The 14,724-nt window shown below is 43.2% G+C and carries 14 protein-coding genes; 13 read left to right on the forward strand and 1 reads right to left on the reverse strand.

Annotation, left to right across the window (positions count from 1 at the left end; all coding sequences use genetic code 11):
• Positions 1-41 precede the first annotated feature (41 nt).
• The 5 genes from lgt to DESDE_RS22260 all read left to right on the forward strand — a co-directional run bounded on the left by lgt (position 42) and on the right by DESDE_RS22260 (position 5,015).
• Positions 42-860, forward strand: coding sequence for a prolipoprotein diacylglyceryl transferase (gene lgt / locus DESDE_RS07050; protein WP_014793352.1), 819 nt, complete (start codon positions 42-44; stop codon positions 858-860).
• A gap of 76 nt (positions 861-936) precedes the next feature.
• A complete protein-coding gene (locus DESDE_RS07055; RefSeq protein ID WP_014793353.1) occupies positions 937-2,142 on the forward strand; it encodes a saccharopine dehydrogenase family protein in 1,206 nt (401 codons plus the stop codon).
• Positions 2,143-2,146: 4 nt separating this feature from the next.
• Complete coding sequence (nspC, locus tag DESDE_RS07060; RefSeq protein ID WP_014793354.1) at positions 2,147-3,277, forward strand: carboxynorspermidine decarboxylase; 1,131 nt, start codon at positions 2,147-2,149, stop codon at positions 3,275-3,277.
• Between the two features lie 435 nt (positions 3,278-3,712).
• Positions 3,713-4,624: a hypothetical protein gene (locus DESDE_RS07065; protein ID WP_014793355.1), complete on the forward strand. Its 912-nt coding sequence runs from the start codon at positions 3,713-3,715 to the stop codon at positions 4,622-4,624.
• Positions 4,625-4,835: 211 nt separating this feature from the next.
• The gene (locus DESDE_RS22260; protein ID WP_019849919.1) at positions 4,836-5,015 is read left to right on the forward strand and encodes a hypothetical protein; all 180 of its coding nucleotides are present in this window, start codon (positions 4,836-4,838) and stop codon (positions 5,013-5,015) included.
• Positions 5,016-5,046: 31 nt separating this feature from the next.
• Here the strand turns inward: DESDE_RS22260 and DESDE_RS07075 are convergent, their stop codons facing one another.
• Complete coding sequence (locus DESDE_RS07075) at positions 5,047-5,424, reverse strand: PH domain-containing protein (protein ID WP_014793356.1); 378 nt, start codon at positions 5,422-5,424, stop codon at positions 5,047-5,049.
• A gap of 236 nt (positions 5,425-5,660) precedes the next feature.
• On the opposite strand from DESDE_RS07075, the gene DESDE_RS07080 reads away from it, so the two are divergent.
• From DESDE_RS07080 to DESDE_RS07115, 8 genes are all read left to right on the forward strand, one after another.
• Entirely contained in the window at positions 5,661-6,272 is a 612-nt protein-coding gene (locus DESDE_RS07080) for a hypothetical protein (RefSeq protein WP_028305481.1), read from the forward strand.
• Between the two features lie 68 nt (positions 6,273-6,340).
• Positions 6,341-7,933 (forward strand): ABC-F family ATP-binding cassette domain-containing protein, encoded by a 1,593-nt coding sequence (locus DESDE_RS07085; protein ID WP_028305482.1) that lies wholly within the window; start codon positions 6,341-6,343, stop codon positions 7,931-7,933.
• Positions 7,934-8,095: 162 nt separating this feature from the next.
• Positions 8,096-9,463: a diguanylate cyclase domain-containing protein gene (locus DESDE_RS07090; protein ID WP_014793359.1), complete on the forward strand. Its 1,368-nt coding sequence runs from the start codon at positions 8,096-8,098 to the stop codon at positions 9,461-9,463.
• A 97-nt stretch (positions 9,464-9,560) separates the two neighbouring features.
• Positions 9,561-10,022: a hypothetical protein gene (locus tag DESDE_RS07095; RefSeq protein ID WP_014793360.1), complete on the forward strand. Its 462-nt coding sequence runs from the start codon at positions 9,561-9,563 to the stop codon at positions 10,020-10,022.
• A gap of 152 nt (positions 10,023-10,174) precedes the next feature.
• The gene (locus tag DESDE_RS07100; RefSeq protein WP_014793361.1) at positions 10,175-10,948 is read left to right on the forward strand and encodes a CPBP family intramembrane glutamic endopeptidase; all 774 of its coding nucleotides are present in this window, start codon (positions 10,175-10,177) and stop codon (positions 10,946-10,948) included.
• A 12-nt stretch (positions 10,949-10,960) separates the two neighbouring features.
• The gene (gene rlmD, locus DESDE_RS07105; RefSeq protein ID WP_014793362.1) at positions 10,961-12,283 is read left to right on the forward strand and encodes a 23S rRNA (uracil(1939)-C(5))-methyltransferase RlmD; all 1,323 of its coding nucleotides are present in this window, start codon (positions 10,961-10,963) and stop codon (positions 12,281-12,283) included.
• A 129-nt stretch (positions 12,284-12,412) separates the two neighbouring features.
• Positions 12,413-13,672, forward strand: a complete 1,260-nt coding sequence (locus tag DESDE_RS07110; protein WP_014793363.1) for a recombinase family protein — start codon at positions 12,413-12,415, stop codon at positions 13,670-13,672.
• Between the two features lie 506 nt (positions 13,673-14,178).
• The gene (locus tag DESDE_RS07115) at positions 14,179-14,721 is read left to right on the forward strand and encodes a helix-turn-helix domain-containing protein (protein ID WP_083838540.1); all 543 of its coding nucleotides are present in this window, start codon (positions 14,179-14,181) and stop codon (positions 14,719-14,721) included.
• Positions 14,722-14,724 lie beyond the last annotated feature (3 nt).

Genomic DNA, 14,724 nt, shown 5'->3' on the forward strand with positions numbered 1-14,724 from the left:
ACGACATGCAATGTTAAAGAATCACAGAAAGGTGAACACTAATGACGAATCGTTTTTTAGTTCAAAATCTATTTGGGATCGAAGGACTGGACATTGCTTGGTATGGAGCAATTATCGCCTTTGGTATCATCATTGGAGTATGGTTAGCCGGTCGGGAAGCAGAGCGGCAGGGAATAAAAGGGGAGATGATTTTTGACTTTTTGATTATTGTTTTGCCCTTGGCCATCATTGGTGCCAGGGCCTATTATGTCATTTTTGAATGGGCGAACTATGTGGATAATCCTATGCGAATCTTTGCTATTCGCGAAGGTGGGCTGGCAATTTACGGTGGGGTTATAGGCGGTTTTATCGGTGCTCTGATCTTTGCGAAAATAAACCGCTTTCCGTTACTCAGGTTGACTGATATTGTAGTGCCCAGTTTAATCTTAGGACAAGCCATTGGGCGCTGGGGTAATTTTGTTAACCAAGAGGCTTTTGGTAACCTTGTCACAAATCCTAACCTGCAGTTTTTTCCCTATGCTGTGTTTATTGAAAGGTTAGGAGAATGGCATCAAGCCACTTTTTTCTACGAGAGCATGTGGAATCTATGTATTTTTGCCGTCCTCATCTATTTTCGAAAGAGAACAAAATTCACAGGGCAGCTTTTAGCCACCTATTTCATGGGGTATGGGTTGGGGAGATTTTGGATAGAAGGACTGCGCACAGATAGTCTCTACCTGATTCCGGGATTGCGGGTATCTCAAGTCTTTTCTTTGATCCTCATTATTATAGGCATCCTTATGTTTGTGTTTCGGAAAAAGTTGTTTAAAGAACATTTGGAATATGAGGGGAAATATCGGATGGATAGAAGCCCTAAGTGATATTAAATCTTGTTGATAATATCTTCGACATTCTTTATAATCATCTTTGTGAATTTATTTAATGGGAGGTCTTAACATGGGAAAAGCCTTGATTATTGGGGCCGGTGGTGTGGCCAATGTGGTCGCACATAAATGCTGTCAAGTTCCTGAAGTGTTTGAGGAAATTTGCATTGCGAGCCGGACGCTGAAAAAATGCGAGGATATACGAGATAAATTAACCGGCAGCCGGACTAAAGTCAGGGTCGCTCAGGTTGATGCCGATCATACAGAAGAAGTCATCCGGCTCATTAAGGAGTTTCAACCGGAGCTGGTGATCAATGTAGCCCTTCCTTATCAGGACCTGACCATTATGGATGCCTGCCTGGCCACCGGCGTTCATTATGTGGACACGGCCAACTATGAACCCCCCGATGTCCCGAAGTTCGAATACAAATGGCAGTGGGCCTACAGGGAAAGATTTGAACAAGCCGGGTTAACGGCTTTATTGGGAAGTGGGTTCGATCCCGGGGTAACGGGTGTTTTCTGTGCCTATGCCCAAAAGCACTATTTTGATGAGATTCATACCATCGATATTGTCGATGCCAATGGCGGAGATCATGGCTATCCTTTTGCCACCAATTTTAACCCGGAGATCAATATTCGGGAAATCACCGCCAAGGGTCGTTACTATAAAGAGGGAGAGTGGATTGAAACCGATCCCCTTTCCGTGAAGAAGGTCTATGATCTTGAGGAGATTGGGCCCAAGAACATCTACCTGCTCTATCACGAAGAGCTGGAATCTTTAGCTCAAAATATTAAGGGAATCAAACAGATCCGCTTCTGGATGACCTTCTCCGATAATTATCTGAACCATTTAAAGGTCCTGGAAAATGTGGGCATGACTTCTATCGAGCCTATCGAGTTTGAGGGTCAGCAAATCATTCCCCTCCAATTCCTCAAGGCTGTCCTGCCTGATCCGGCATCCCTGGGACCGAGAACCAAGGGCAAAACCAATATCGGCTGCATTATCCAAGGAGTTAAAGATGGTCAGCCCCGAACCTATTATGTCTACAATATTTGCGATCATCAGGAATGCTATGCTGAAGTGGGCTCTCAGGCTATTTCTTATACCACCGGGGTACCGGCCATGATTGGCGCTAAGTTGATTATGGAAGGAAAATGGAAAAAACCTGGCGTCTATAATATTGAAGAGTTTGATCCCGATCCCTTTATGGAAGACCTGAATAAGTACGGATTGCCTTGGAAAGAGGATTTTGCCCCCACATTATTGGATGAGGAATAAAGTCATGAATATAAAAGAACTTCCCACACCCAGTTATGTTGTGGATGAAAAGCTGCTGAGGAGAAATCTGGAGATTTTACAATCCGTTCAAGACCGGACAGGGTGCAATATTCTGTTGGCCTTGAAAGGATTCTCCATGCATGCCGTGTTTCCTTTGGTAGGACAATATCTAAAGGGCATCGCTGCCAGCTCCTTGTTTGAGGCGCGACTTGGCTTTGAAGAGATGGGCAAGGAAGTTCATGTCTACTCACCGGCCTATATCGAAGAGGAGTTTGACGAGCTTCTGGGGTATTGTGATCATATGGTGTTTAACTCCTTTGATCAGTGGCGCAAATTCAGGGATAAGGTAAAAAAACATCCCAGAAAAATTGAATGCGGAATTCGGGTTAATCCGGAGTACTCGGAGATTGCCACGGACATCTATAACCCCTGCTATCGGAATTCCAGGCTGGGAGTGACTCTGGCCAATTTTAAGCCCGAAGAGCTTGAGGGAATAGATGGATTGCATTTCCATACTCTCTGCGAGCAGAACTCGGACACTCTTGAACGCACGATCAAAGTGGTGGAAGAAAAGTTCGGTGAACATCTCAAGAGGATGAAATGGCTGAATCTGGGCGGAGGTCATCATATTACTCGTCCTGATTATGATCTTGAGACCCTTGTGCGCTGCATTCTTTATTTGAAGGAAAAGTACGGGGTGGAGATCTATCTGGAGCCTGGAGAGGCCATTGCCTTAAATACGGGGTTCTTAGTCTCCAAGGTTCTGGATATTGTGGATAATGGGATGAAGATTGCTATCCTCGATGCTTCCGCTGCCTGCCATATGCCTGATGTCCTGGAGATGCCCTATCGTCCGGCTATTATCAATGGGGGAGAACCGGGGGAATACCCCTATACTTATCGGTTTGGGGGCAATACTTGTCTGGCCGGAGATGTGATCGGGGACTATTCCTTTGCCGAACCCTTAAAGCCTGGGGACAAGCTCATCTTCTGCGATATGGCCCATTACACTATGGTCAAGAACAATATGTTCAATGGAGTGAACTTGCCTAATATTATGCTCTACAATGAAGAAGAAGGTTTTAAAATGATTCGCCGTTTTGGCTATGAAGATTTTAAGAATCGGTTGTCTTAGAGGAAGATGAAGGGCCTGTCGCCAGGACGTTTGAAAACGTGGGGCGGCAGGTCCTTTGCTATTAGATTTTCATGATTTTGGACGGTGTGCCGGCAGAGGATAAAAAAGATGTCCGGGTCGCGTAGCTTTACGCACAACACTCACTCAATAGCTCTATGGTTGGCCAAATCGCTTTCTTAACAGCATCAGCGGCGGATGAGTATGCTTTGGGGAGTGCCGCCTTGAGCGAAACTGTCCACCGGACACCCGACGCAGCGGAGGTCTTGAGCGATTAGATTGCTCCGCGTAGCTTATAGAGTGAACGCCGAAAGCAAAATCCTGGAGACCTGCTTTCCGGCCTTTTTAAATTGGGAGGGTGAATTAGAAAGGAGAGACGCTAAGGTGAGTCGAATTAAAGAGGGGAAGAGTTTACAGGTGTAACAACGGAGGTAAATAATGAAAAGAAACATAATCCCTATTATAATTTCGCTGCTCATCCTTTTGCAGGTGGTGACCCTGGCTCGGATAGGAAATTTACAGGACGAACTTCAAAATACCCGGGATCAATTTATGAATATGACATCTCTCCAGTCGAACCAGATTGATAGTATTTACTCGAATATTGATTCGATGCTGAAGCGTCAATCAAGTATCATCGATAGCTATGATTATTCATTGGGTACGTTTAATCGGGAGAGTCTCACTGTTCCCGTAACATTTAACATCACACCTAAGGAGACGAAGGCGGATACCCTTGCCACATTATATGTATCAGGTCAAAGCACTGGGATGACTCGAAGCGGGACCAGTTTTTCTGCAACTCTTCCGGTAAATATTTTTGATGTAATTGAAGCTAAGGTTGTTATAGCAGATGACGGCACTGAGCGAACTGAAAAACTGGAAACGTGGGAGAATCTGCGTACAAGGGTACTGCCGGATATCTATGCAAGATTGGAACGTGAAAGCGGAACGATCTATAGAAAGACACCTGGTGAACTATCTGGTGAGTATCGCTGCAAAGGGAATTTGAGTTTGGAGGTAAAGCCGGTACAGAATAATACGATAGAGAACGCACGCTTTGTTATGGATGTGGATGGTAATATTGTGTCAGAAAAGTCTTTGAATACTAGCGGTCTGTGGGCTGAGATTAACGAAAGCACTACCCTTTCCGCAGGTCAAACCTTAACCACGTCGGTGTTGGCAACGGATAGCCTTGGCTTGATTCATAAGGTAATCTTAGATAAATTCACATTGGATGAAAATGCTGAACCTGTTCGTGGAAATGAATGGATATGGATGGGCGAGGTCGTTATCATGGACGGTGAGGGAAAGATTCTCTATTCACCTCAGTATGATAAAGTGAACTAAGCTTTAAAAATTGAAATTAAGCAATTCTTCATGGGAAAATGTCACCTTGTCCTCGTGACATGCATAGATTATATTAGGTCCGGTTTTTCTGCTTTAATCCTGAAACGTATTAATGTTCCTTCTTTTCCATTTAAAGCGGCTAGGTAAAACATTAACTAGCCGCTTATGACAACAAAAAGGCCAGGGCAATTCGCCTGGCCTTTCTTTTTTTATGGCGGTGATGCAGCTGTCCAGATTATATGATCCTATAGACAAGGCGGCTAAGGTTAACTGGGCGAACTGTCGCAGACGGACAGGGAAGAGATGCGGGAATGAGGCGGAGTTGCTTCTTGAGGAGCAAAAGAGGTACGGGCTGATGGATAGGATGATGAGTGGGAATAGGGGGATATAAAAAAGCAGCCCATTACGGCTGCAGAAGAAAACTATCTGGGAATAGAATTAGCCAATGCCTTTTGAACTTCGAATATGTTCTTATCCTTTTTAAATTCTTTGGTGATAGGTAATGGATTTCCAGAAATCCAGATTTTTAATTCGGCGTCAAGGTCGAGATGACCAGCCGTCTCGACAGCAAAGTGTGTAATGCTCTTAAAGGGGATTGAATGATACTCAATCTTTTTGCCGGTGATACCTTGTTTATCGACTAGAATCAGTCTGCTGTTAGTAAACACGATTAAGTCTCTGATGAGTTTGAAAGCCTTATTTATTTGTTCAGAGTCATAAAGCAAAGGGCCTATTTCATTCTCGATTTCTTTGGTGTCAATCTCAGAGGCATTACCCATAATCCCGCTAAATATTCCCACAATATTCCCTCCCATACTGTAATATTTAAGAATTCGAGAGGGAAAGTGTATGTCCTTCTTTTGCCCGTCAATGGTGGGTTACTACTTTTTCAGTTGTATGGTATACGCGCAATACACAAAAATTAGGACTCAAGCCCTGATATACCAGCAAGTAAAATTAATCATTTTTTAAGACTTTATTTAGGAGTTCTTTAAATCTATATGTCATAATGAGCATGTTATTTAATTTTAAATTCATGGAGGAAGAACTCATTATGCAAACATATTATCTATATATCGTTTTGACTCGAACCAACACAGTCCTATCAAAGCTTATCCACATGTTTAAACAAGACGAATATACCCATGCGGCCCTATCCCTGGACAGCGATCTGAATCATATGTACAGTTTTGGAAGAAGGAATCCTTATAATCCTTTTATCGGACGGTTCAGAAGGGAAGATATCCATGAAGGGGTTTATGGCTTCTGTGAGAATTTACCCGGTGCAATTATTGAAGTCGAGGTAACTCAGCAGCAATACGATAAGGTGAAAGAGTTACTGAACCACTTTATCGTCCATAGTGATCGTTATAGATATAATTATCGGGGTCTTTTTTATAGTTTACTGGACAAGCCCCTGTCTAATGAAAATCGCTTTTTGTGTTCGGAGTTTGTGTACTTTGTCTTAAAAGAAAGCGGTATTACAGACTTAAAGATGCCGAGAAATTTGGTAAGACCGCAAAACTTGCTTCATGCTGAAGGCAGGATAATTTATCAAGGGGATCTTAAGGCCGTGAAACCGCAAACTGCCATCGATTTGTATGCACAGGAGATTAGAAGGAGAAGGCTTAAGATTAATGCATTATGATCTTATTTGTGCTATACTCTTATGATGTATGCATATACAAAAATATAGATCATAAAGGCGGGCATAAATTGATTAGTGTTAACAACGTGAGCTTAAGATATGGTGGACGGAAACTCTTTGAAGATGTAACGCTAAAATTCACTCCAGGTAATTGTTATGGAGTTATTGGCGCTAATGGTGCCGGTAAAAGTACCTTTCTTAAAATTCTGTCGGGGGAGATTGAACCGAACTCTGGAGATGTTACGATCGCACCAGGAGTTAGGTTGTCCATGCTCAAGCAGGATCATTATCAGTATGATGACTATACGGTTTTAGACACAGTGATTATGGGAAACCAACGGCTTTATGAAATCATGAAAGAAAAGGAAGTCCTCTACTCGAAAGCTGATTTTACGGATGAGGATGGGATTAAGGCAGCTGAACTGGAGCATGAATTCGGGGAGATGAACGGATGGGAAGCGGAATCCGAAGCATCCACCCTTTTGCAAGGTTTAGGAATAGGTACGGAATTGCATGATAAGAAAATGTCTGAGCTTTCCGGTGTGGAAAAGATTAAAGTCCTTTTGGCTCAGGCTCTTTTCGGTAATCCAGGTATACTTGTTTTGGATGAGCCGACCAACCATCTGGATATTCAATCTATCCGCTGGCTGGAGGAATTCTTGATTGAATTTGAGGGGACGGTCATCGTCGTATCCCATGACAGGCATTTTCTCAATAAGATCTGTACCCATATGGCGGATGTGGACTTTGGCAAGATTAAGCTGTATGTGGGCAATTATGATTTTTGGTATGAATCCAGTCAGTTAGCCCTGCAAATGACTCGGGACCTTAATAAAAAGAAAGAAGAAAAAGCAAAACAGCTCAAGGAGTTTATCGCTCGTTTCAGCGCCAATGCTTCAAAATCCAAGCAGGCTACTTCTCGGAAAAAGATGCTGGAGAAGCTGAATATCGAGGATATCGAACCCTCCAACCGTAAATATCCTTATGTAGCCTTTAAGCCTGAGCGGGAAGTGGGTAATGATATCCTAACGGTAGAAGGTTTGACCAAGACCATCGATGGGGTCAAGGTTTTGGATAATATCAGCTTTATCTTGTCCAAAGGAGATAAAGTTGCTTTAGTAGGAACCAACGAAGTGGCCTATACCACTTTGCTGCAGATATTAGCCGGTGAAATGGAGCCGGACAGCGGAAGTTATAAATGGGGCGTAACCATTACCAAAGCTTATTTTCCTAAAGATAATACGGAGTATTTTGAAGATGTGGATTTGAGCCTGGTGGATTGGCTGCGGCAGTTTTCTACGGATAAAACCGATACCTATGTCCGTGGCTTCCTTGGCAAGATGCTCTTTTCCGGGGAAGAAGCACTGAAATCCCTCAAGGTCCTCTCCGGCGGAGAGCGGGTCAGGTGCATGCTGGCCAAAATGATGCTTAATCAGGCCAATGTACTCCTTTTGGACCAGCCAACCAACCACTTGGATCTGGAATCCATTACAGCCCTAAACAATGGTTTGACGGATTATAAAAGCAATATTATTTTCACCTCTCATGACCACCAGTTTATCCAGACCATTGCCAACCGCATTATTCAGATCACTCCTACAGAGATGATCGATGTCCGGCTGACCTATGATGAGTTTCTGGATAGTATGGCTATAGGATAATAAAAATTAGGAATGCAGTTGCATTCCTTTTTGCTTTCCGAAAATTAATCGGTCTTCCCCGGAAATTGAGAGGTGATTCCTAAAATATATCGAATTATCAAGATACTGGGATTAGATAGAGCCTTCATAAGCTTCATGAGTGCTTGATAGGAGATGCATAGTATGGAAGAATTTGATATGAGGGATTTTCTGGAAACGATAAAGGATATGATCTTCATTGTTAATCGGGAAGGAAAATTATTATATACAAATACTGCATTGATCGAGAAGTTGGGCTATTCTCATGAAGAATTGACGGAAATGCATATCTTGGCTATGACTGTTCCAGATAAGATGGATGAGGCAGAAAAGGCCTTTGGTGATATGTTTGTAGGGAAAAGAGAAAGCGCCACTTTATCCCTGGTCAGAAAGGATGGAACCCTCCTGCCTGGAAAAACACGAGTCTGGCATGGGAAGTGGAATAACGAACCTTGTATTTTCGGTATCGTTAAAGACTTGTCGAAAGAACATAGAATTTTCCCAAGCCCATCTCTGGATACCCCTAGAATTCATCCCGAAGGGAGCGGGATGAATTGGCGGGAAAAGCCCGGTTCCCCAAAAGATACATCCTGCGAACTGAGGGGTAAGGACATCTCCAAACCGAGAGTGTTGATTGTGGATGACCAACTTTTCAATTTAAAGCTTCTAGAGAATGCTCTCAAAGAGGATTATATCGTTATGACAGCCGCAAACGGAGTTGAAGCCCTGGAACAGGCCACAGGAAAAAGCCAGCCCGATATTATCTTGTTGGATGTTATTATGCCGGTAATGAATGGCTATGAAGTGTGCATTCGCCTGAGAGAAATGCCGGAAACGAGAGATATTCCCGTAATTCTTCTGACAGCTCTCAAAAATGAGAAGAATGAGGAATATGCTCTTCAATTGGGTGTGGTGGATTACATCACAAAGCCTTTCAGCTTACCCATTATCAAAGGCCGGATTAAAAATCATGTGGAGCAAAAAAAATATAGGGACCGGCAAAGGGAAAACAGCTATATGGATGAATTGACTCAAATCGCCAATCGTAGGAAATTCAATGAAAGTGTGGCTATTGAGTGGAATCGTGCCCGGCGTAACGGGAGTTATTTGTCTGTGCTGATGATCGATGCAGATTTATTCAAAAAGTACAATGATTTTTATGGACATTTAGAGGGTGATAATTGTCTATATAAAATTGCCCAAACCTTAAAGTTGAATTTAAAGCGTTCTTCAGATTTAGTGGCAAGATGGGGTGGCGAAGAATTTGCCTGTATTCTTACAGATACGGATCGGATTGGTGCAATCCTGGTGGGAGAACGTCTACGCAAGGCCATCGTAAACCTGAATATTCCTTCCCAAGTTTCTGATGTGGATCGAGTTGTGACGGTTAGTGTTGGGGCAGCGACTATGTTGCCTTCAGATGATAACTCCTTGGAGGAACTGTTGCAAAAGGCCGATCTGGCATTATATAAAGCAAAAAAAAGCGGAAGAAATCGTGTGTGTTCAGCATAATCTATTAGATAACCTGTAGCACCTATTATTTGCCCTTCATATAGTGTACAAGGGGACAGGTGTAGCTTTTTGTCTTCTTAAAGAATGGAGGGTAATTATGACAAATGTTATAGCCAACCTTTTGAATGCCCTGACCGACGTACTGGATACAGCCTCGGATAGTCACTCTAATATTACCGGCCCGATAGACCGCCCAGTCACTATTAACATTGGGCAGGGGAGTGAAAGCAGTCGAAGTGTTCAATTTGTGATTGATAAGAATACGACCTTAACTTCCCCTAATGTTCTGGGACCTATAGCTTTTGCGCTTATTTCAAGAGTTACGAATCTGCGCAAAGGTCAGGATGGCTCGGTACAGATTGATGTTCTTTCCGGGAGTGCGGAAAGCCAAGCTCCCCGCAGGACAACATTCTCCCTGCAAAGAAGTACTATACCCCAATTGAAAATTGTGGAAATGGATACAGCGCTGGCCCCATCCGAGGGCAGAGCCCCGACTAATTCAGGGGTGCGTGGTAGCGTAAGGCGGCTGATACAAGGTTTAAGAAAACATGTTGAATAGGGAAAAGAGAAAAGGGCTGGTGAGGCCCTTTTCTCAGGCTATGGCGGAGCTGTCATGCTTTGTGGACAGTTTTACCCCTTTCGTTTACAATATAAAATGAGGTTTGCCTGACATAATGAGTTTACATAGAGAAAGTTAGGAAGAATTTATATATGGACAATAAAACATACCGAAAAGCGCATAAAAGAAATAAGAAAAGTCAAGATCGAGATATAAAAGAAACTATGAATAAAGAAGATAATAGAATTCCTCCACGTCGTCCTGTATGGAATGTTTGGCAAGGACTTTTTTTGCTGCTCATTATCTACGGAATTGAATTCTTTTTCGGTTGGCTTAGAACTCCTAAGGATTTAGATCAATTAGAGGGGTTCTTTCGCTTTTTAACCGTGGGTATGGGAGAGGCTTTGCTTTATCTCGTTATTATTTTATGCTTTTTTAAGCTCATTCATCGTCCCCTTAGGGAATTAGGTCTGGTCAGACCGCATGGTCGCTTTGTAGTACTGGGACTCATGATGGGTGTTTTTCTCCTGGTGGTCGTGGGGATGATAGGGAATTTCCTGGCCAATAAATTAGGGACACCTGCTCCCCAAAGCTTCACTCTCGTACTTATGGGCGCTCAATACGATTGGCAGCTGATTTTGCTTATTATCCTCGGGGGATTGATTGCCCCGATCAAGGAAGAGGTTTTCTTCCGGGGGATTTTTTACCCACCCTTCCGCCAGGAATATGGCAGGGGGAAAGGGATTCTTTTTACTGCAGGGCTTTTTGCTTTACTGCATTTTGATGTTCTCCGCTTTATTCCATTACTCGTAGGGGGAGTGGTTTTAACTTGGCTCTACGAAAAAACAGGCAGCTTATGGCCTTCGATTATCGCCCACGGAACGTGGAACACACTCATGGCTTTAATGGTGTGGATACAACGGTAAGGAGGAATCACAGTGAATTCAAAAGATCGCCTAAGGAGAGATGCCCTCTCTTCCAGGGAGCTAATTGAGCTGGAATGTCTACGTTTATCTTCCGATGGGTCCGGAGTGGGTTATCATAAAGGGAAAGCCACTTTTGTAACCGGACTCTTGCCAGGGGAAAGGGCCCAGGTTCAGATCCTGGAGGAGAAAAAGAACTGGCAGCGCGGAAAGCTTTTATCCATAGTCAAAGAAACAGAGTCCCGCCATCGAGTGAATCCTCCCTGTACAGTCTACGGGGTGTGTGGCGGATGCCAGCTGCAACATCTAAGCTATGAGGAGACTTTAGTGTGGAAGAAGCGCTGGGTGGAGGATAACCTTGCCAGAATAGGCAAGATTGATATGGAAAAGGTCAGGATTCATCCCACGATAGGCATGGCTGAGCCCTGGCGTTATCGCAATAAAGCCCGGCTTCACCGGGGAGAAGAGGGCAGGCTGGGCTATTATCAGGAAAGAAGCAACGCAACCGTGCCCTTTACCGATTGCTTATTAATCAGTGAATCCATGAATCATTGGGTTAAGGATATAGAGAAATCTCTGCAAGAGTTCGCACCTGAAGTCAAGACCCTCACCTTTCGTGAAAATTCCCAAGGGAAAGGGATGCTGATCTTTGACCCGATCTCCGATCTACAAGAGATTCGGGAGTTCCTGGCAAGAAATACCCCATGTTCAGGTAAGGGAAGGGCTGTCTGGGGCATCTTCGAGGGAAAGCCGGAACTTCTCTGGGGAAAAGACGATTTTACTGAGGAAATTCTGGGAAGGGAATTTAAAATTTCACCTCTGGCTTTTCTCCAAGTCAATCCGATACAGACACGAAACCTGTATACTAAGGCCCTTCAGTACGCAGAACTGACACCGGATAAAGTGGTCTGGGATCTCTACTCTGGTATCGGAACCATTACCTTGGCCTTAGGGGCAATAGCTAAAAGAGTTTGGGGAATCGAAGAAAACCCCTATGCCGTTCATGACGCAAAACTCAATGCTGAGCTTAATGGTATGGACAATGTTAAGTTCCTTGCCGGTAAAGTAGAGGATACCTTGAGTCAAATCAGTGATTCCCCGGATATTGTCGTCCTCGACCCACCCCGTGCCGGTGCTCATCTCAGGGTACTTAAGGAGCTAATAGAATTACAGCCGCCACGGATAGTCTATGTCTCCTGTGATCCGGGGACGCTGGCCAGGGACTTGGGGATACTCCAAAATGGCGGATATCAAGTGCGGGAAGCACAGCCGGTGGATATGTTTCCGTGGACGAGCCATGTGGAGACCACAATCCTGTTGCAACGTCAAAACGCTTGATAAAAGCGGGTTCGCGGGGTTGTTGTTGAAATATGCTTTGACGTGAAAGGACGATGCTTTCACGTCTTTTCTTTTTGCAAAATATTCATGAGGTTGCCCTATTTTACATTAGATGATGAAGGAATGTAGATGAAAACTGTCAGGATTATTCCCGCTATACCTAAAGAGAATATAAAGCTTAGGGTTGCCGCCTATTGCCGGGTGAGCACGTATGGACCGGCGCAGCTTCGCAGCCTGGAGCTTCAGATAAAAACTTATACCAGGATGATACAAAGTCATCCTGACTGGATTTTTGCCGGCGTATTTTTTGACGTGGGTAAAAGCGGACTGCGGCGAAGCGGAAGGAGTGGACTGGATAAAATGCTAAAGAAAGCGGCGAAAGGCAAAATCGATTACATTATCACCAAGTCAATCAGCAGGGTATCGAGGGACACTCTGGAGGTATTGAAAATTATAAGATTTTTAAGAGAGCGAGGGATCAATATGCATTTTGAAAACGAGGGTCTGGATTCAATCGAAATAGGTAAGGAATTTGAGATTACATTGAGAGGAATGCTGGCTCAGGACGAGAGCCGGAATACCAGCGAGAATATCCAGTGGGGATTCCAACGCAAGTTTGAGAAGGGCGATATTTTTACGAAGTATAAAAGTTTTATGGGGTATACCTGCATAGACGATGAAATTGTCATTGTCCCGGAGCAGGCAGAGGTTGTCAGAAAAATGTTTGACTTGTATTTGCAGGGTCTGTCATTTGGACAAATAAAGGCTTATTTGGAGTCTCAGGGGATTAAAACTGTAACGGGTAAAGAGGTTTGGGATAAGAAAACGATTCAGAAGATGCTGAAGAACGAAAAGTACAAGGGCGATACGATGTTACAAAAGACTTTTACCGAGGATTTTATGACCGGTAAGAAAAGAAAAAATATTGGCCAACGCTATCGGTATTACGTAAAGGACAGCCATCCGGCGATTGTTTCTGCCGAAGTGTTTAATAAAGTGCAGGAAGAAATGGCAAGGCGTGGAGGATTAGTTCACAAAGAGGATGGCACGGTAGAATCCAGTGGAAGCAAATACAACGGTAAATATCTTTTGGGGAATTTGCTCATGTGTGGTAATTGCGGAGCATCTTATCGGAGAAGAACAGAAAGAGGCAAGGTGGTTTGGAGATGTGCTACGAGGGTGGAGAAAGGAACAGCAGCATGTTTCAATTCACCTACATTGGATGAAGAGTGGATCAAAAGCTGTCTCGGTGAAGCGGTTTGTGAACATGGTATTTATGAGGAAACTTTCGTCAGGAATACCATTGAAAATATACGGGTTTTTGAAGAGCATATTTTAATTTGCTATAAAGATAAGTTGTGTATCAATATCAAATTAAATGGTAGATGAAAGATTTGTAAGGGGCAGCGAGACGGCAATAATGAAGTGTTGTACCGGATAGGCAGCCAAAATAAAACTGATGTGAAGCGTAGCAGATTGATACACTCCACTCGGTTTTTATTTTGGCCAGAAGGGAAAAGTTAATTGGGAATAATGAATAATAATGTATTATCTTCTCCGGAATGGTAAGATGTGTATATAAAATTAACTCTAGGGAGTGATTCTTCTTATGTACATTTTGTAAAACACGGACCATTTTGATGAGGAAATCGATTCAAAATTCAACAAGATCATAGCAGAAAGTCAAGGTAATTTCGTTTATAGTGTGATGAGTATACAGCTGAGCAGACTAGAGCAGAGAAAGCAATGCTTGTCGTCAATAAGTGCGGAAAAGATAAGAGCTTATTCTTTTAATAAAAAAAGGGGTAGGGTTTAAACTCCACCGACTTAACGAAAAAACAACCCCATTTTAGGTAGATATGAGAAATTTTTAGTTTAAACAAAAACCAAAGGAGATGTCAAGAAAAATGCCAGAAGATAATAATGCTCTATCAGATACAGTAAAAGTGATTTCAATGCTTAAACTGGATAATGGTGTGGTGATTGACTCACAAGAACTCAGCCCTGAACAACGTCAAGCATATATTGAGTTTGCTATTCATTTGGCCGCCCCAAAACTCGCAAAATTGCTTTCCGAGGGATTGTCGACCTCAGCGGAATCAAAAGAGGAAATATCTTCAGCCCATGTAGCAAATGAAGCATTTTTTAACTATCCGCCAATGATGACTGTTAAGCAAGCAGCTGAATTTCTCAATGTGGGAGAGTCAACAGTACGAGAAATGGAACGTCGTTGGCAAGGCAAATTCTTTCCGGCAGTTCGAATGGGAAGCAGCATTCGTATACCAAGAGATGAGTTGATTCAATGGGTGAAAAGTGGTGGAATTAATAAGTATAAAGAAGAGATTGCTAGAGCGGACGCGGAGTATGAACAACAAAGAAAAGGACAGTATTATGCCTCAAGTAGCCGCAAAAGAAGCCTTACTCCGAAGACGAAATGAAAA

This window comes from Desulfitobacterium dehalogenans ATCC 51507, from assembly GCF_000243155.2.
In the GTDB taxonomy this organism is placed as follows: Bacteria; Bacillota; Desulfitobacteriia; order Desulfitobacteriales; family Desulfitobacteriaceae; genus Desulfitobacterium; species Desulfitobacterium dehalogenans.